General features: G+C 69.2%; 15 protein-coding genes. 9 read left to right on the plus strand and 6 right to left on the minus strand.

What is annotated here, in order from left to right; genetic code table 11:
• Positions 1-23: 23 nt before the first annotated feature.
• The gene (locus C8P66_RS06875; protein WP_158537126.1) at positions 24-2108 is read right to left on the minus strand and encodes an acetate--CoA ligase family protein; all 2085 of its coding nucleotides are present in this window, start codon (positions 2106-2108) and stop codon (positions 24-26) included.
• A 14-nt stretch (positions 2109-2122) separates the two neighbouring features.
• Entirely contained in the window at positions 2123-2911 is a 789-nt protein-coding gene (locus C8P66_RS06880; protein ID WP_211314060.1) for an enoyl-CoA hydratase/isomerase family protein, read from the minus strand.
• A gap of 125 nt (positions 2912-3036) precedes the next feature.
• Here C8P66_RS06880 and C8P66_RS06885 point away from each other — a divergent pair, with 125 nt between their 5' ends.
• The gene (locus C8P66_RS06885) at positions 3037-4458 is read left to right on the plus strand and encodes an MmgE/PrpD family protein (RefSeq protein WP_158537127.1); all 1422 of its coding nucleotides are present in this window, start codon (positions 3037-3039) and stop codon (positions 4456-4458) included.
• 17 nt (positions 4459-4475) lie between these two features.
• Here C8P66_RS06885 and C8P66_RS06890 read toward each other — a convergent pair whose 3' ends face one another.
• Positions 4476-5282, minus strand: a complete 807-nt coding sequence (locus C8P66_RS06890; RefSeq protein ID WP_111397487.1) for a GntR family transcriptional regulator — start codon at positions 5280-5282, stop codon at positions 4476-4478.
• A 102-nt stretch (positions 5283-5384) separates the two neighbouring features.
• Here C8P66_RS06890 and C8P66_RS06895 point away from each other — a divergent pair, with 102 nt between their 5' ends.
• The 5 genes from C8P66_RS06895 to C8P66_RS06915 all read left to right on the plus strand — a co-directional run bounded on the left by C8P66_RS06895 (position 5385) and on the right by C8P66_RS06915 (position 10254).
• Positions 5385-6371 (plus strand): Bug family tripartite tricarboxylate transporter substrate binding protein, encoded by a 987-nt coding sequence (locus tag C8P66_RS06895; RefSeq protein ID WP_158537128.1) that lies wholly within the window; start codon positions 5385-5387, stop codon positions 6369-6371.
• 213 nt (positions 6372-6584) lie between these two features.
• Complete coding sequence (locus C8P66_RS06900; protein ID WP_211314061.1) at positions 6585-7697, plus strand: Ldh family oxidoreductase; 1113 nt, start codon at positions 6585-6587, stop codon at positions 7695-7697.
• A 21-nt stretch (positions 7698-7718) separates the two neighbouring features.
• Positions 7719-8252 carry a 4-vinyl reductase gene (locus C8P66_RS06905; protein WP_111397491.1) on the plus strand — a complete coding sequence of 178 codons (534 nt, stop codon included), beginning with the start codon at positions 7719-7721 and terminating at the stop codon, positions 8250-8252.
• A gap of 114 nt (positions 8253-8366) precedes the next feature.
• Positions 8367-9377: a Bug family tripartite tricarboxylate transporter substrate binding protein gene (locus C8P66_RS06910; RefSeq protein WP_111397493.1), complete on the plus strand. Its 1011-nt coding sequence runs from the start codon at positions 8367-8369 to the stop codon at positions 9375-9377.
• A 10-nt stretch (positions 9378-9387) separates the two neighbouring features.
• Positions 9388-10254: an amidohydrolase family protein gene (locus C8P66_RS06915; RefSeq protein ID WP_111397495.1), complete on the plus strand. Its 867-nt coding sequence runs from the start codon at positions 9388-9390 to the stop codon at positions 10252-10254.
• Positions 10255-10262: 8 nt separating this feature from the next.
• Here C8P66_RS06915 and C8P66_RS06920 read toward each other — a convergent pair whose 3' ends face one another.
• Together C8P66_RS06920 and C8P66_RS06925 are read right to left on the minus strand one after the other, a co-directional pair.
• On the minus strand, positions 10263-11066 hold the full coding sequence (locus C8P66_RS06920; RefSeq protein WP_158537129.1) for a shikimate dehydrogenase family protein: 804 nt from the start codon (positions 11064-11066) through the stop codon (positions 10263-10265).
• A complete protein-coding gene (locus tag C8P66_RS06925; RefSeq protein WP_281271337.1) occupies positions 11063-12094 on the minus strand; it encodes a Gfo/Idh/MocA family protein in 1032 nt (343 codons plus the stop codon). The genes C8P66_RS06920 and C8P66_RS06925 overlap by 4 nt, the downstream gene beginning before the upstream one ends.
• A 103-nt stretch (positions 12095-12197) precedes the next feature.
• On the opposite strand from C8P66_RS06925, the gene C8P66_RS06930 reads away from it, so the two are divergent.
• Complete coding sequence (locus C8P66_RS06930) at positions 12198-13811, plus strand: ABC transporter substrate-binding protein (protein WP_158537130.1); 1614 nt, start codon at positions 12198-12200, stop codon at positions 13809-13811.
• Between the two features lie 2 nt (positions 13812-13813).
• On the opposite strand, the gene C8P66_RS06935 is transcribed toward C8P66_RS06930, so the two are convergent.
• The gene (locus C8P66_RS06935; protein ID WP_111397570.1) at positions 13814-14581 is read right to left on the minus strand and encodes an enoyl-CoA hydratase/isomerase family protein; all 768 of its coding nucleotides are present in this window, start codon (positions 14579-14581) and stop codon (positions 13814-13816) included.
• An 80-nt stretch (positions 14582-14661) separates the two neighbouring features.
• Between C8P66_RS06935 and C8P66_RS06940 the strand changes: the two genes are divergently transcribed.
• A complete protein-coding gene (locus C8P66_RS06940; protein ID WP_111397503.1) occupies positions 14662-15672 on the plus strand; it encodes an ABC transporter permease in 1011 nt (336 codons plus the stop codon).
• Complete coding sequence (locus tag C8P66_RS06945; RefSeq protein ID WP_111397504.1) at positions 15669-16535, plus strand: ABC transporter permease; 867 nt, start codon at positions 15669-15671, stop codon at positions 16533-16535. Before C8P66_RS06940 ends, C8P66_RS06945 begins: the two co-directional genes overlap by 4 nt.
• Position 16536: the final 1 nt, after the last annotated feature.

The following is a 16536-nucleotide window of genomic DNA, read 5'->3' on the forward strand; positions in this document are numbered from 1 at the left end:
TTCCTCTCTCATTCTTCGCAGGCTCAGCCGCGCGCGATCAGCCCGTCAACGGCCACGACGCCCTGCCCCTCGGGGCGGATGAAGAGCGGATTGATCTCCGCCTCCTGGACCGCCGGGCTGTCGATGCAGGCGAGCAGCGAGAGGGCGCGGATCGCGCTTGCCAGCGCCGCGACATCGCCGCGCGGCAGGTTGCGGAAGCCGCGCAGCATGCGCAGCTCCGGCAGTTCCTCGATCATCTCCCTCGCCGTCGCCAAGCTCACCGGCGCGAGGCGGACGCAGAAGGATCGCCGCAGCTCCGCCAGCACGCCACCCATGCCCAGCATGATGATCGGCCCCACCTCCGGATCGCGGCGGAAGCCGAGGATGACCTCGGCGAGGCCGTGATGCATGGGTGCGACCAGTGCGCCGCGCAGCCTGGCCGCGGGGAAGGTTTTGCGCGCCATCGCCAGCACGTCGCGGACGGTGTCCTGGATCGCATCGGCGCCGGTGACATTGAGGCGCACGAGCCCCGCCTCGGTCTTGTGCAGGATGTCGGGGGAGAGGATCTTCACCACCACCGGCCCCTCGATGCCCGCTGCTTCCTCGGGTGAGGTTATGATGCGGCTGCCCGGGCCCTCGATGCCGAGGTCTGCGAATACCGCGCAGGCCTCCGCCTCATCGAGCGTGGTCGCGACACTCGCCGCCAGGCGCTCCGCGGCACTCCGCCACAGCGCGGGCGGGATCGTCTCGGGCGCCGCCGGGGCGCGCCAGTTGAGGAAGGCATGCAGCGCATCGGCGCAGGATTCCGGCGTGCGGAAGCCGGCGACATCGGCGTCATCCAGGATGCGCAAGGCCGCATCCGCCTGCGGTGCGGCGAAGACGGCGATGGGCTTGCTGCCGTCATAGACGTCCAGGATGTTCTCATTGACCTGGGTCGGGCGCAGCCGCGCCGTGCTGCCCAGCACCGCCACCACGGCATCGCAGTGCTCGGAGGCGACAAGCTCTTGCAGCACCGTCGTGTAATGCCCGCGCCCGCCGCCCATCGGCAGGTCGATCAGCGGTGAATCGCCCAGCATGATGCCTTGTCCGGCCAGCCGTGCCTGCATTTCCGGCGACGGGCCCACCACCTCATCGCCCAGGCTGCCGAGCCGGTCCACGATCATCGCCGCACCGCCGCCGGTGCCGGTGATGACGGAAACACGCCGGCCCTTCGGCGGGCTGCGGCCCATCACCAGCCGCGGCAGTTCCACCAGCGCCTCCAGCGTATCCACGCGCAGGATGCCGTTCTCGCGAAAGAAGGTCGCGGCCAGTTCATCCGCGCCCACCATCGCCCCGGTATGGGAGACGGCGATGCGGCGTCCCACCTCGGACCGGCCGAGCTTGTAGACGATCACCGGCTTGCCGAGCTCATGCGCCCGCCGCGCAGCCCGCGCCAGGTTCGGTGCATCGCGCAGCGTCTCCAGGAACAGCAGGATGACGCGCGTCGCTTCATCCTCCACCAGCATCTCGGTGATCTCACCGATGCCGAGGTCGCTTTCATTGCCCACCGAGACGAGCTTGGAAAACGCATGGCCACGCGCCATCGCGCGGGTCAGCAGCGCGCCCATCATGCTGCCGGATTGCGAGGCCACGGCGATGCCGCCGGCGGGGATCGTCTCCGCCTCCACCGCCGCATTGTTGGTGATCGGGACGCCATCGGTGACGTTCACAAGGCCGAGGCAGTTCGGCCCGATCAGCCGCAGTCCGCCCGCGCGGGCCATGGCGACGATGTGGTCCTGCGCCGCGCGCCCTTCGGCGCCCATCTCGGCGAAGCCCGCGGAATAAAGGGTCGCGACCTTCACCCCCTGGGCGATGCAGCCGGCAATCGCCTCCGGCACCGCCGCCGCCGGCACCATGATGAAGGCGTGATCGATCGGACCGGGTGCGGCGCGGATGTCGGGATAGGCGGTCTCGCCCATGATCTCCGACCGGCCCGGGTTGATCGGCAGGATGCGGCCTTTGTAGCCGGCCTTCTGCAGCACGCGCTGGGCGCGGGAGTTGTTCTTGGCCTGGTCGGGCGTGGCGCCGATCAGGGCGATGGCGCGGGGGCGGAAGATCGCCTCGGCGATTTCGGCCAAGCGTGCGGGCATCGGCTGGTCCATGTTCAGCGCCCCATGAACTGCGGCGGGCGCCGTTCGGCCATGGCACGCCGGCCCTCATCGAAATCCTCCATCTGGCGCTGCCAGCTCTGCTGCTGGAATTCGCGTTCCGTCGCCGTCTCGAAGGCATCGGCGAGGCCGCGGCGGAGCGAGGCGCGCAGCCCCTGCACGGCGGCCGGGGAGGAGGTCGCGATCTCCCGGCCCAGATCCTGTGCTGCGGACAGCACCTCATCCTGCGGCGCCAGCGTGTCGACGAGGTTGATCCGCAGCGCCTCCTCACCGCCGATGCGGCGGCCGGTGTAGAACAGCAGTGCGGCCTGCTGCTCGCCGATCAGCCGTGGCAGCGTCATCGACAAGCCAAAGCCAGGGTGAAAGCCAAGCCGGGTGAAATTGGCCGAGAAGCGCGCCTCCGCGCAGGCCACGCGGAAATCCGCGACGAGCGACAGGCCGAGGCCGGCGCCGATCGCGGCCCCCTGCACCGCGGCGATCATCGGCTTGCGGGTTCGGAACAGCCGTGCCGCCTCGACATACAGGGTGCGGCCGGGCTCGCCCTCGGGCGACGCCAGCCCGCCGGAATCACCGCCCGAAAAATCCGCACCCGCGCAGAAGTGCCGGCCCGCCCCCGTCATCACCACGGCGCGGCAGTCTGCATCCCGGTCCAGCGCCTCAAGCCGTTCCGCCAGCGCCACCACCAGCGCGCGGGTGATGTGATTGTTGGGCGGCCGGTCCCAGGTCAGCGTCACGACGGGGCCGTCGCGGCCTTCGGTCAGCATGTCGGGGGGCGGTGTGGCCAAAACGCGATCCTCTCGTGACACGGGCCGCTTGCGTGCCCCTCGTCCTTGGTCTTAATCTTGTTCGTACAAGATGACAACGGACCCGGATCATGCTCGGATCACGGTGTCCCGGAGAGGAAAAGCCCATGGATATGCCCGTCCTCGACGCCCCGGCCACCACCGCCGTTGGTCCAACCCGTACCCTGGCGAATTTCATCGCGGGGCTCTCCCTGGGCAAGGTCGATGCGGTCGCCCGCCATGCCGCGCGGCGGCACCTGATCGACACGCTCGGCGCCATGATCGCCGGGGCGACGCAGGATGCGACCCGCTCGGTGGAGCGCGCGCTGGACCTCGCCGGGGTGATGCCGGGGCTGATCCCCATGGCGGGGGTGGAGCGCCGGTATGACGTCCTCTCGGCCGCCTATATCGGCGGCACCGCGAGCCATGGGCTTGAGCTGGATGACGGCTACCGCGCCGGATCGGTCCATCCCGGCGGGGTGGTCGTGCCGGCGGCACTCGCCCTCGGTGCCGCCCGTCACAGCTCCGGCGAGGCGCTGCTGCTCGCTGTCATCGCCGGCTACGAGACGGCCTGCCGGATCTCGGCGGCCAGCCATCCGCGCGCGCGCTGGCGCGGCTTCCACAATACCGGCACGGCGGGCGTCTTCGCCTCCGCCGCCACGGGCAGTGTGCTGATGGGCTTCGATGCGGACCAGGTGGAGAATGCGCTGGGCACCGCGGCCTCCTCCGCCGCGGGGTTGTTCACCTTCCTGGCCGGCGGCGATGTGAAGCGCACCCATTCGGGCCATGCCGCTCGCGAGGGCGTGATGGCCGCGCTGCTGACCGAGGCGGGTCTCTCCGCCCCGCGCGGCGCGCTGGAGCTGAAGGAGGGTTACTTCAACGCCTATGCCGGCGGCGACACCGGCGAGGTGGACTACCGCCGCCTCGACCTCATGGCAGCCGGCGGCCCCGGGCTGCATTCGCCCTTCGCCGTCGCCAATTGCTACATGAAGCCGCATGCCTGCTGCCGGCACATCCACGCCGCCATCGATGCGGTGGTGGACATCGTCACCGCCGAGGATCTGGCGGCGGCGCAGGTGGAGCGCGTCGAGATCGGCACCTATGCCGTCGCCGCCTCCCACGCCGCGGTGGGCTGGAGCGAGATGACCACGGCGCAGATGAGCTTCCCCTTCGTCATCGCCACCGCCCTGCTGCGGCGGCGCGCCAGCATTGCGGATTTCGGCGCGGCGGAACGCGCCGATCCGGCGGTCCTGGCCTTGACCGGACGCGTGCATGCCGGCGTGGATGCCGAATGCGAGGCCGCCTATCCGCGCCTGCGTGCGGCGAAGGTCGTCGTGACCACGCGCGACGGCCGCCGCTTCGACCGGCATGTGACGGAGCCCTATGGCTCCGCCGCCAATCCCTTGAGCGATGCGGCCGTGGCCACGAAGTTCATGGAGCTGGCCGCGCCGCGGCTTGGCGAGACCCGTGCAGGCAAGGTCCTGGAGACGCTCTGGGCGGTGGACGGCCTGGCGGATGTCGCCCCCTTGGCCGAGGCGCTGGCGGCGTGATCCAGGCTGTGCCCGGCTCAGCCCTCCTCGGGCGGGCCGAGGCGCAGCGAATAGACGAATTCCTCGGCCGATGCGTGGACATTGGTCGTCGCCTCGATCATCCGCCCGCCGGCAGCCAGGAACTGCCGGCGGATGAACAGCCCCGGGGACCCGATCGGAACGCCGAGCGCCTCGGCCTGGTGCATATCGAGGGCGATGGCCGAAATGTTCTGCGTCACCACCTCGACGGCGATGCCGAGCTGCCGCCGGATCAGGCGGTAGGCGGGGGTGCTGGCGAGATCGGGCATGTTGGCGACCGCGGCGAATTCCTCGGCGATGTAGAGGTCGCAGATCGAGATCTGCGCATCCGATTCCGCATCGCGGCGCATCCCGGCGACATGGCGCCAGGCCGAACCCGCCGCGCAGCCGATGCGCTTGGCGAGCGCGCCATCGGCCACCAGCGGCGCACGCGAGCGGATGTCCAGCCGCGTGCGCATCGAATAGCCCATCACCTCCGTCGCCGAGCGTACCGCGAGCACATACTGGCCGCGCGGCTGGTCGGAGATGACGCGCGTGCCGACGCCTTGCGCCCCGGCCACCAGGCCCAGCTCACCCAGCCGGCGCAGGGCCTGGCGCACGGTCGAACGGCTGACGCCGAAGCGCAGGCAAAGATCCTGCTCGCTGGGCAGCAGCGAGCCGATCGGGCGCTGCCCTTCAAGGATCTCCGTCGCCACGGCTGTGGCGACGCTCGCATACCGGGGCTGGGTTCCGGCGAGAAGCAGGGCGGCATCGGCGGCGGCTGAGGAGGGCCGCGGCTGTTGGTCGATGGCGCGCGGTCGCGACATGGTCGTTGACTCCGGGTTACCAAACCTTATGGTGTTGTACGTACAAGAAAACAAGAAGGCCTGCCTTACCGGGCTGTGCCTCCCACCCCCCGAGGAGATGTCGTGACGTTACCAATCCTCCGCCGCGCCGCCATCCAGGCCGGCGCCGCCGGTCTGCTCGGCGCCGTGGGCGCGCGCGCCTCACGCGCCAGCGACATCGCCTGGCCGAGCCAGGCCATTCGCCTTGTGGTGCCTTACACGCCTGGCGGCAGCAATGACGCGGTCGCCCGGCCCATCGCCGAGAAATTGCAGGACGTCTTCGGCCGCACCGTGGTGGTGGAGAACCGGCCGGGCGCGACCGGCGCCATCGGCGCGGCTGTCGTCGCCAATGCGCCGGCGGATGGGCACACGCTGCTGCTCGCCTCATCCTCCTTCGCCACCGCCTCGACCATGCGCCGCACCACCTTCGATGCGATCGAGAGCTTCGATCCGGTCGCGAGCATTTGCGATGCCCCCATGCTGGTGGTGACCAAGCCGGGCGGCTTCACCGACATCCGCGCGCTGGTGGCCTTCGCGAAGGCCAATCCAGGCCGCCTGCAATATGGCATGGCCGGGATGGGCGGCATTGGCTACTTCACCCAGGAGCTGTTCAACCGCACCGCGGAGCTGCGGATGGAGGCCATTCCCTATTCCGGGATCGGCCCCGCCTCGATCGACCTTGTGGCCGGGCGTATCGACTTCCTGATGACCACCCTTGCTTCGGTGCGCGGGCTGGTGGAAGCGGGCACCGTGAAGGTGATCGCGGTCAGCAGCCCGACGCGCGCGCCCGCGATGCCGGATGTGCCGACGATCAAGGAAGTCCTCGGCGTGGATTTCGGCGTCAATGTCTGGTGGGGCATTCTGGCGCCGCGCGGCATCCCGGCAGGCGTGCGCGAGCGCCTGAACGTCGAGATCACCCGCGCTGCGGCCTCAGACTCCTATACTCGCTTCCTTGCGGCCGATGGCGCCAAACCCGCTCCCTCCAGCGTCGCGGAATTCAGCCAGATGGTGCGTGAGGATATCCTGCGCTGGCGGCATCTGGCCAATGAAGTGGGCATCCAGGCGAACTGAGTGGCGCCTGGGCGGCGCCATGCCTTTCTCCAGGCCGACGCCTGGCCTCGGCGACTGAAGCCGCCTGAACGGCAAATGACATCCGACGCTTGAGCCCAACAACTACGGCTCGGCCCCCCTGACTCGCGCGATCCGCTAGGCCATGGTGCCTCCGACGGGCAGGCCGGCCGCGTGAATGCGGGCAGGCGTGCCGTAGCGGAGGAAGAACGACCCATGGATGGCAAACCCAACGCCCCCGGCACGGTGATGGCGCGTGCGGAGGATGTCCGCGCCCAGATCCACAGCATCCTGCTCGCCTGGGGCATGGCGGCCGACCTCGCGGAGACCACCACCGATGCGATGGTCGAGACCGACCTGCTCGGCGTCGATTCCCACGGCATCTCCATGCTGATGGGCTATGAGACGCATTGGCGCGCGGGCAAGCTCGACCTGACCGCCCGGCCGAAGGTGGTGCGGGAGACGCCCTGCATGGCGCTGCTGGATGCCGGCGCCGGGCTTGGCCATCCGGTCTCGACGATGGCCATGACCATGGCGGTGGATAAGGCGCTTCAGGTCGGCATGGCGGTGGTGGGGGTGCGCAACTCGCATCATTTCGGTGCCGCCGGGGTCTATGCGCGGATCGCGGCGCGCCGTGGCGCCATCGGCATGGTCACCAGCGCGACCCGTGGCGTCGCGATGGTGCCGACCAATGCCGGCGTGCCGGTGCTCGGCACCAACCCGATCGCTTTCGCGGCACCGACGCAGCGCAACCTGCCCTTCGTGCTGGACATGGCGACGACGACCGTCGCCTCGGGCAAGGTCAAGGTGTACCATTTGAACGACAAGCCGCTGCCGGATGGCTGGGTGGTGGATGGGCAGGGCCGCTCCATCACCGACCCGCATGAGGCGCACAGGCAGGTCACGGCGCGGCCCGAGGGCGGGATCACCCCGCTCGGCGGCACTGCCGATATGGCCAGCCACAAGGGCTACGGTCTGGCCATGATGGCGCATATCCTCGGCGGCACGCTGACCGGCGCCTCCTTCTCGCCAATCCGCAACCGTACCCAGACGGGGACTGCGCCGGATGATCTCGGCCATTTCTTCATGGCGATCGATCCCCGCGCGTTTCGTGACGAGGGCGCGTTCGAGGCGGATCTGAATGATGTCATCGACGAACTCCACGCGACGCCGCCGGCCCAGCCCGGCGGCAAGGTGCTGGTCGCCGGCGACCCGGAGGAAGCCGCGCGGATACGGCGGCTGAAGGACGGCATTCCAATTCCCGCGATGCTCGGCGCCCAGCTTCGCGAGATCTGCGACCGTTGCGGCGTGCCCTTCCTGCTCGGCTGATTTTTTTCGGAGGCGCATACCATGGCTCAGCCGCAAGTTCCGATCGACGTGGACCCTGAAACCGGCATCTGGCGCACCGATGGCCTGCCGATGATCTATCTGCCGCGTCACTTCCTGGTGAACATGCAAAAGGGCGTCGAGGCCGCCATCGGGGCCGAGGCGTATCGCGACATGCTGTACGGCTCCAGCGATCTCTCCGCCCTGCAATGGTGCCGGGAGGAGGCGAAGACCCATGGGCTGACGCCGGTCGAGACCTTCCGGCACTACCTCAAACGGCTGTCGCAGCGCGGCTATGGCCTGTTGGACATCACCGCGTTGGACGAGGCGGCCGGGACCGCCACCATCACCGTGCGCAACTCCGCCTTCGCGCTTGGCTATGGCTCGGAGACGGGGCGGCCTGTCTGCTACGTGTTCGAGGGCAGCTTCGCCGGCGGCATGCGCTACGTGCTGGAGAAGGCCGGGCGGGACGGGGAGCCGCGATGCCGTGAGGTGGCCTGCGCCGCCGATGGCCATCCCGAATGCCGGTTTGAACTGCGCTGCGACGCGGTGGCCTGACGCCGCCTGCCTCCTTGCCATGCACCGTCCCGCCTCTTGCCGGGCTGGCGGGACGGCGCAAGGGTGGCCCCCTCGCATCAGCCGGCAAGGCTGGGCACCAGAGGGAGACGCACCATGGTCCGGACCATACACGCCGCCACATCGGCAGGACTCGTTCGCCGCAGAGCGCTCGGAGCCGGGGCGCTGGCCCTCGCCACCCTGGGCGCACCGGTCGCCTGGGCCGCGGGCTACCCCGACCGCCCCATCCGCCTCGTGGTGCCGTTCCCGCCCGGCGGCACCGTCGATGTCACCGCGCGGCTGATCGTCGGCAAGGTGACGGAACTGCTCGGCGGCGCCTCCATCGTCATCGAGAACGTGCCGGGCGCGGGCGGCAATGTCGGCACGCAGCGCGTGGCGCATGCGGCGGCGGATGGCTACACGCTGCTGTTCACCGCCCCCAACCTCACCATCAACCCGAGCCTGATGGCCAATAGCGGCTTCGATGCCGAGAAGGATTTCGTGCCGGTCTCGCTGGTCGCGCAGATCCCGGAATTGCTGATCAGCCCGCTCTCGGCCCCTTTCACGACCTTCCCCGAATTCGTCGCCTATGCCCGCGCCAACCCGGGCAAGCTCAGTTATTCCTCGGCCGGGGTCGGCTCGCATCCGCATGTGACCATGGAACTGATGCTGCACCGGCTGGGGCTGGATGTGCTGCATGTGCCCTATCGCGGCGCCGCGCCGGCGCTGACCGATCTGATCGCCGGGCGGGTGGTGCTGAAGCTGGACAGCCTCGCCACCTCCGCCCCGCATCTGGGCGCCGGCACCATCCGCGCCATCGGCGTCGCCAGCGCCCAGCGCCTGGCGCAACTGCCCGATGTTCCGACCATCGCCGAGATGGGGCTGCCGGGTTTCGAGGGCATCCTGTGGATGGGGGTGGTGACGCCGACCGGCACCCCGCCCGAGGTCGTGGCCACGCTGTCGCGCGCGCTGATCGCCGCGGCGCATGCCCCCGAGGTGGTGGCGCATCTCGCAGCCTCCGGCGTCGAGGCCGTCGGCACCACGCCCGAAGCCTTCCGCGACATCATCGCCCGCGAGATCCCGCAGTGGCGCCAGGTCATCCGTGACGCCAACATCCGAGCCGAGTGAGACCAGACCCATGCCGCCACTGACCCCGCCGCCCGACCGCCACCCAAAGACGCCAAAACTGGTCTGCCCGCCGGGGTCGGTGGATTGCCAGGTCCATCTGTTCGGCCCGGCCGCCGAATATCCCTTCGATCCGGGCAGCAAATACATCTCCGAGGATGCGCTGCCCGAGGACAGCATCGCGATGCAGGACGCGCTCGGCCTGTCTTACGCCGTCATCGTCAGCGGCGGCGGCTATGGCATGGACACGCGGCACCTGGAGGATACGCTGAAGCGTTTCCCTGACAGGTTCCGGGGCGTGGCGCTGCTGCCGCCGGGCACGACGCAGGCGGAGATGGCGCGACTGCACACGCTCGGCGTGCGCGGGCTGCGCTTCGTCAGCCCGCATCACGGCACGCATCTGCCGCATCTGTCCGAGACGATGGCGGCGATGGCGGCGGAGCTGGGCTGGGTGGTGCAGTTCTACCCCTCGACCCAGGATCTTGTGGACTTCGCCGACCGGCTGATGGCGCTGCCCGGGCCGGTGGTGCTCGACCATTTTGGCGCGGTGCCGGCGGCGGGGGGGATCGACCAGCCCGCCTTCAAGACCATGCTGCGCATGCTGGACAGCGGCCGGGTCTGGGTGCGGCTGTCGGGGCCGATGCGCTGCACCAAGGAGGATTTCCCCTATCCCTCGGTCGCGCCCATGGCCCGCGCGCTGGTCGCGCATGCGCCGGAGCGGCTGGTCTGGGGCTCCGACTGGCCACATGTGAACATGCAGGGGCGGGTGATGCCGAATGATGGCGACCTGCTCGACCAGATGCTCGACTGGGCGCCGGAGGAGGGGGTGCGGAACCGCATCCTCTCGGACAATGCGCGCGCGCTTTACGACCTGCCTTAACCGGCCGCTCAGCCCTCCCAGCCGGTGATCCCCAGCCAGGCGGCTGCCAGCCGCGCCTGCCCCTCATGCATCGCGCGGCCGGTGACCGTGGCGCAGCCCGCCGCGCGCGCCGCCAGGACCAGTGGCGTGACTTCGGGGTTCGGGATCACATCCGCCACCACCTGCCCGGCACGCAGCGCCGCAGGGTCCAGCGGCAGGGGGTCGCCCGGCCGCAGGCCGAGCGGGGTCGCGTTCACCACGATCCCGAACCCCGCCGGATCGGGCGGCCCCACCGCCACCTGCAAGGCGGGATATGCGGCCCGCAGCGCCACCACCAACGCCTCCGCGCGGTCCCGCGCCGTGTCGTGCAGCACGAGCCGCCCGGCGCCGGCCCGGGCGAGCGCATAGGCAATGGCGCGGCCTGCGGCGCCGCAGCCGATTTGCAGGATTGACGCGCCGGCCGGCGCATGGCCCGCGCGCTCCAGCCCGTCGCGAAAACCTTCCCCGTCGAACATCTCGCCCTCCCACCCGCCTTCGGCACGGCGGCGCACCGTGTTCACGGTTCCGGTCGCGCGGGCGGTCGGGCCGAGGGCATCGAGCAAGGGCAGGATGGCCGTCTTGTGCGGCATGGTGACGACCAGCCCGTCGAGGTTGTCAAAGAGGGCCAGCCCGCGCCAGGCCTCGGCCAGGCCGCCTTCGGGCACCGCGATGGGGATCAAGACGGCGTCCCGCCCCAGCCGCGCGAAGGCCGCATTGAACAGCGCCGGCGAGCGCAGCGGCGCCACCGGATCGCCGATGATGCCGAACAGCCGTGTCGTGCCGGTGATCGTCATCCGCGTCGCCCCGCATCGGCCAGCACGGCCTCGATCAGCCGCTGCACCGGCAGCGCCGAGCGCGCGCTGCATGATGGCGCGCGGCCGTTCTCGATGGCATCGAGCATCTCGGTGATCAGCGCGCGGTGCGGGCCATGGTCGAAGGCCATCGGATCGGCCCCGCCGCCGCCCGCGCCATCATCCCCGAATACCGCGGGGGCGCCGCCATCGATGCCGTGCAGTTCCAGCCGCTGCGCCGTCAGCACCGCCGAGCTGCGCGTGCCGGCGATCTCGATGCGCTCGGCAAACCCCGGCCGCGCCACGGAGGTCGCGTCGAGGACGCCGATCGCGCCATTCTCGAACCGCAGCGCGGCGGCGACCACATCCTCGGTATCGATCGCCCGTAGCGGCGAGGTCAGTGCGAAGCCCGCCGCATCCCGCACCGGCCCCATCAGATGCAGCAGCAGGTCCAGCGTATGGATCGCCTGGGTGAGCAGGACGCCACCACCGTCGCGCGCCATGCTGCCGCGGCCGGGCTGCGCGAAATAGGCATCGTCGCGCCACCAGCGGATGCTGGCCGAGGCCGACAACGGCTGCCCCAGCGCCCCTGCCAGCATCGCCTCCTTGAGGCGCAGGCTGGCGGGGCGGAAACGGTGCTGGAGGCAAACGCCGCATCGCACGCCGGCGGCCTCCGCCAGCGCCACCAGCGCCTCACCACGCGCGACGGTGAGCTCCAGCGGCTTCTCGACGATCAGGTGCTTGCCGGCCGCGATGCACTCCTGCGCCACCGGCAGATGCGCGCCGGGTGGTGCGAGCACCAGCACCAGATCAAGGCCGGGCGCCGCCAGCAGCGCCGCCTGTTCCGCGAAGACCTTGGCGCCCCAACGGGCCGCAAAGGCCTCACGCCGCGCTGCCGACGGAGCATGGCCCCCGATCACCGCGGCCCGTCCGCTCGCTTCCAGGTCGCGCAACGCCAGCATATGTGGCGCCACCGCCATGCCGAGGCCGATTATCCCGACCCCGAAGGGTCGTCTCGCTTCGCTCTTCACAGCGCCCCCCGCAACGACCTATTGTTTTTGGCGCCCAGGCGGCAACGACCGTCCAAGCACAAGAACGATCCGGCAAACATCGGGCGACCAAGGGGAAATGTCCATGACCGTCATCTCACTCTCAAGGCGCGACCTGGTCCGGCTGCTCGGCGCCTCGGCCGCGGCCCTGCCCATGCTGCGAGGCGGCCGCGCGTTGGCGCAGGCACGCGGGAGCACGCTGGTGATCGGGATCGACATTTCCGACACCATCACGCTCGATCCCGTGCGCCAGGCACAATACACGCCGCCGATGACACTGGCCGCCTGCTATGACAGCCTGCTGACGCTGAACGCGGATGACCTGATCAATCCCAAGCCGTCATTGGCGACGGCCTGGGCACGGCGACCCGGCGGAGATGGCTGGCGCTTCACCTTGCGGCAAGGCGTCCGCTTCGCCAGCGGTGCCACGATGACGGCCGAGGATGTAAAATTTTCCTTCGACCGCCTTATCAACATGCGTGAGCAGACGCAGCAATACATCAAGGCCGTCGATCGCGTGGAGGTGGTCGATGCGCAGACGGTGGATTTCGTCCTCAGCGCGCCGGATGCGCCGATCCTGCCGATCCTTTGCAACCCCGGATGCTCGGTGCTGGAAAAGGCGGTGATGCTGCAGCACGGCGCGGTTCAGGGCGTGGCCGCCAAGGATACCGATCGCGCGACGGAATGGCTGAACGGCAATTCTGCCGGCACCGGTCCCTATCGCCTGGCGCGGTGGGAGCGCAATGGGCAGATCCAGCTCCTCGCCAATCCGCATCACTGGCGCGGCGCGCCGGCCTTCGATCGTGTCGTGATCCGGCATTTGTCCGATAGCGCGGCCCAGATCCTCGCTGTCCGGCGTGGCGATATCCATGCCGCCTTCAATCTGATACCGGAGCAGCTCGCGACCCTGCGCAGCGAGCCCAATGTTCGGATCGATCGTCTTCCAAGCCTCGACTTCGTGTACATGGCAGTCACGCAGAACGTCGAGGCGAATCCTGTGCTGGCGAAGAAGGAAGCACGCCATGCCATCGGCTATGCGATCGACTACGACGGCATTCTCGGCAGCCTGCTCGGCGGCGGCGCGGTGCGGCCGGCGCATTTCCTGCCGATCGGAGTGAATGGCAGCACGGAGCAGGTCGCGCGCGAGGTGGGGTTCCATCAGAATCTGGATATGGCACGCCAGAAGTTGCAAGCGGCCGGTGTGCCGGATGGCTTCGAGATGGAGATCGCTTACGGCAACGCCGCCGTCGCCGGAATCTCCTATCAGGTGCTGGCCCAAAAACTGCAAGCGGACCTTGGCCGCGTCGGGATCCGTGTGCAGTTGAACCCGATGGACCAGGTGAACCTGCGCACAACCTATACGCAGGGCCGCCATGCCGGCGGTTTGCTGACGTTCTGGAACCCGCCTGCGGTCTCCAACGATCTGTGGGCCAGTGCAGTGGTGGAGCGCGTGGCGCGACGCGTCCATTGGCCGGTGCCGCCGGACATGACCGAGTTGGTGAAACGCGCCTCAGAGGAGCCGGATCTGGCCAAGGCGGCACTGCTCTGGATTGAGTGGCAGCGGAAGGTTGTTGACCAGGCCAACCACTTCATCCTGTTCCAGCCGATCTACCAGATCGCGGTCCGCAGCTCGGTGCGGGATTTCCCGCTGACGGCGGCGGGATGGCAGCTCGACATGGGGCAGGTGAAGCCGGCCTGAGCCTAGCGTTCGAAGGAGGCACCGCGCTTTTCGTTGAAGGCGCGGATGCCCTCCAGATGATCACCGGCGGAGAAGCACAGCACGTTCATCTCATTCTCATAGGCCAGGCCCGCGGAAAGCGGGGCCTCCATCGCCATGCGCATCGCCGCTTTCACCGACTGCACCGCTACCGGGCTGAGCGCCGCGAGCCGCCCGGCAAGGGCGCGTGCGCGTTCCAGCAACGCTGCCTGCGGCACAATCTCCTCGACCAGGCCAAGATGCCGTGCCTCCGCCGCATCGATCGGATCGCCCAGCATCAGCAGGCGCGCGGCGCGGGCCTGGCCGATCATGCGTGGCAGCATCTGCGATGCGCCGCCGCCGCCGACCCAGCCGCGCTGCACCTCGGGGAAGCCAAGCCGCATCGTCTCGGAGGCGACGCGCAGATCGGCGGAAAGCGCCATCTCCGCACCGCCGCCCAGCGTCCATCCCTGCAAAGCCGCCACCACGGGTTTGCGGATGCCGCGGATCGCCGTGGCATATTCGACGCGGTTGCGGAAATGCCATGCGGAGGCATAGGCAGCGAGTGCATTGAGGTCGCTGCCAGCACAGAAGGCGCGTTCGCCGGCGCCGCGGATCAGCACCGCGCGTACCGCGTCATCGGCGTCGATCGCCGCGGCATGTTCCCAGATCTGCCGGGCCATGGCGGGGGTGACGGCGTTGTGTTTGGCGGGCCGGTCGAGCACCAGCTCCGCGACACCGTCGGTGACCGACATCCGCGCTTCACCGTCCATTTGCGTCTCCTCCATTCCCCGCCTTGATTGTATCGATCCAGTAGGGGCAGGATAGATCAAAAGGGGGAGGTCCCATCCAGGTGTTGCGTTACATCGCGACCCGTCTCGCGGCCGCTGTGGTCATGGCGGTGCTGGCAAGCCTTGTGATCTTCCTTATCTCCGCGCTTGTGCCCGGCGATCCGGTGCTGGCGCAGCTTGGTGACATTGCGGCGTCCGACCCGGCGACGGTGCTGGAATGGCGGGCGAAATGGGGGCTCGATCTTCCGCTGTGGGAAAGATACGGCATCTTCCTGAACGGGTTGGCGCATGGGGATCTCGGCATCTCCATCGCGACGCGCCGACCGGTGTTGGAGGACATAGCGCAATACGCACCGGCGACATTGGAACTTGCCACCGTCTCGTTCCTGCTCGCGATCGGCGTCGGTATCCCGCTTGGTATCGCCGCGGCCGTCTGGCGCGATAGCTGGGTGGATTCCGCCGCACGCATCGTGTCGCTGCTCGGGGTTTCTTCGCCCACCTTCTGGCTCGCCTTCATCATGCTGGCGATCTTCTATGGCTGGCTCGGTTGGGCACCAGGGCCGGGGCGGATCGATCCCATCGCATTCCCGCCCGAGGGGCCGACCGGTCTGTTCCTGATCGACGCGGCTTTGGCTGGGGATTGGGAGGGTTGGCATGATGCCGCGGCGCATCTGGTGCTGCCGGCGGTGGTGCTGGCCGCCGCGACCATTGGCCTGATCACCCGCACCACGCGCGCCGCGATGCTCGACAGCCTTGGCCAGGATTACGTGCGCGTCGCGCGGGCCAAGGGGTTGCGGGCGCAGGTGATCGTGCTGCGGCACGCGCTGCCGAATGCGCTGGTGCCGGTCGTCACCCTCGGCGGGCTCGCCTATGCAAATCTGTTGGCGGGCGCGGTGATGACGGAGACGGTGTTCTCCTGGCCCGGGCTCGGGCGGTATACGTTCCGTTCGGCGGCGGCACTCGATTTCCCCGCGATCATCGGCATCACCATGGTGGTTTCGGCGACTTATCTTCTGGTCAATTTGGCCGTGGATCTCTCCTACGCCGCGCTCGATCCACGGGTGCGCCGATGAGTGCCACGCAGATCGTCCTCATGCCGGCACCGCGCCCGCGGTGGCGACGGCGTCTGCGGCGCTACGGCCCGGCCTGGGCGGGTTCGGCACTGGTGCTGCTGTGGCTGCTCGTGGCGCTCCTGGCGTCATGGATCTCGCCGTATCCACCCGATGCGCAGGACATCGTGCATCGGCTGGCGGAACCATCCGCGACGCATTGGCTCGGCACGGATGTGCTGGGGCGGGATGTGCTCTCACGACTTCTGCATGGCGCGCGGCTGTCGCTTCTCGCGGGGTTCACGGTGGTGCTGCTGGGGGCCGCGATCGGCATCGCGGTGGGCGTCGTCGCTGCCTGGTCGCGCGGGTTGGTGGATGAGGCGCTGATGCGCTTCACCGACCTCGTCCTCTGCTTCCCGCCGATCATTCTGGCACTGGCCATCGCCGCCGCGCTGGGCATCGGCGCGACCAACACGATTCTCGCGATGCTTGTGGTGTGGTGGCCGAAGTTCGCGCGCCTCGCACGCGCTTTGGCTCTGGTGCAACGCAGCCAGGAATATGTCGAGGCCGCGACGGTGCTGGGGCTGCGCCCGATCCGTATCCTCGGCCGCCATATCCTGCCGAATACCTTTGGCCCGCTTGCGGTGCTGCTGACGTTGGATCTCGGCAATGCGATCCTCACCTTCGCCGGGCTCTCCTTCCTTGGGCTCGGCGTGGTGCCGCCGACACCGGAATGGGGTTCGATGGTCGCCGAGGGGCGCGAACTCGTCGAGCAATGGTGGGTCGCGACCTTTCCCGGCCTCGCGATCCTGACCGTCGTCGTCGGCTTCAACTTTCTGGGCGATGGGTTGCGCGACTGGCTCGATCCGAAGACGCGTTCCCGGTGAT

The organism is Humitalea rosea, from assembly GCF_003253705.1.
Taxonomy (GTDB): Bacteria; Pseudomonadota; Alphaproteobacteria; order Acetobacterales; family Acetobacteraceae; genus Humitalea; species Humitalea rosea.

What these genes read in the sequence shown, in the direction of transcription:
- C8P66_RS06945 (WP_111397504.1), top strand. Translation starts at nt 15,669, where the DNA reads ATGAGTGCCACGCAGATCGTCCTCATGCCGGCACCGCGCCCGCGGTGG.
- C8P66_RS06875 (WP_158537126.1), bottom strand. Translation starts at nt 2,108, where the DNA reads ATGCCCGCACGCTTGGCCGAAATCGCCGAGGCGATCTTCCGCCCCCGC.
- C8P66_RS06905 (WP_111397491.1), top strand. Translation starts at nt 7,719, where the DNA reads ATGGCTCAGCCGCAAGTTCCGATCGACGTGGACCCTGAAACCGGCATC.
- C8P66_RS06890 (WP_111397487.1), bottom strand. Translation starts at nt 5,282, where the DNA reads ATGTCGCGACCGCGCGCCATCGACCAACAGCCGCGGCCCTCCTCAGCC.
- C8P66_RS06885 (WP_158537127.1), top strand. Translation starts at nt 3,037, where the DNA reads ATGGATATGCCCGTCCTCGACGCCCCGGCCACCACCGCCGTTGGTCCA.
- C8P66_RS06920 (WP_158537129.1), bottom strand. Translation starts at nt 11,066, where the DNA reads ATGACGATCACCGGCACGACACGGCTGTTCGGCATCATCGGCGATCCG.
- C8P66_RS06900 (WP_211314061.1), top strand. Translation starts at nt 6,585, where the DNA reads ATGGATGGCAAACCCAACGCCCCCGGCACGGTGATGGCGCGTGCGGAG.
- C8P66_RS06910 (WP_111397493.1), top strand. Translation starts at nt 8,367, where the DNA reads ATGGTCCGGACCATACACGCCGCCACATCGGCAGGACTCGTTCGCCGC.
- C8P66_RS06930 (WP_158537130.1), top strand. Translation starts at nt 12,198, where the DNA reads ATGACCGTCATCTCACTCTCAAGGCGCGACCTGGTCCGGCTGCTCGGC.
- C8P66_RS06915 (WP_111397495.1), top strand. Translation starts at nt 9,388, where the DNA reads ATGCCGCCACTGACCCCGCCGCCCGACCGCCACCCAAAGACGCCAAAA.
- C8P66_RS06935 (WP_111397570.1), bottom strand. Translation starts at nt 14,581, where the DNA reads ATGGACGGTGAAGCGCGGATGTCGGTCACCGACGGTGTCGCGGAGCTG.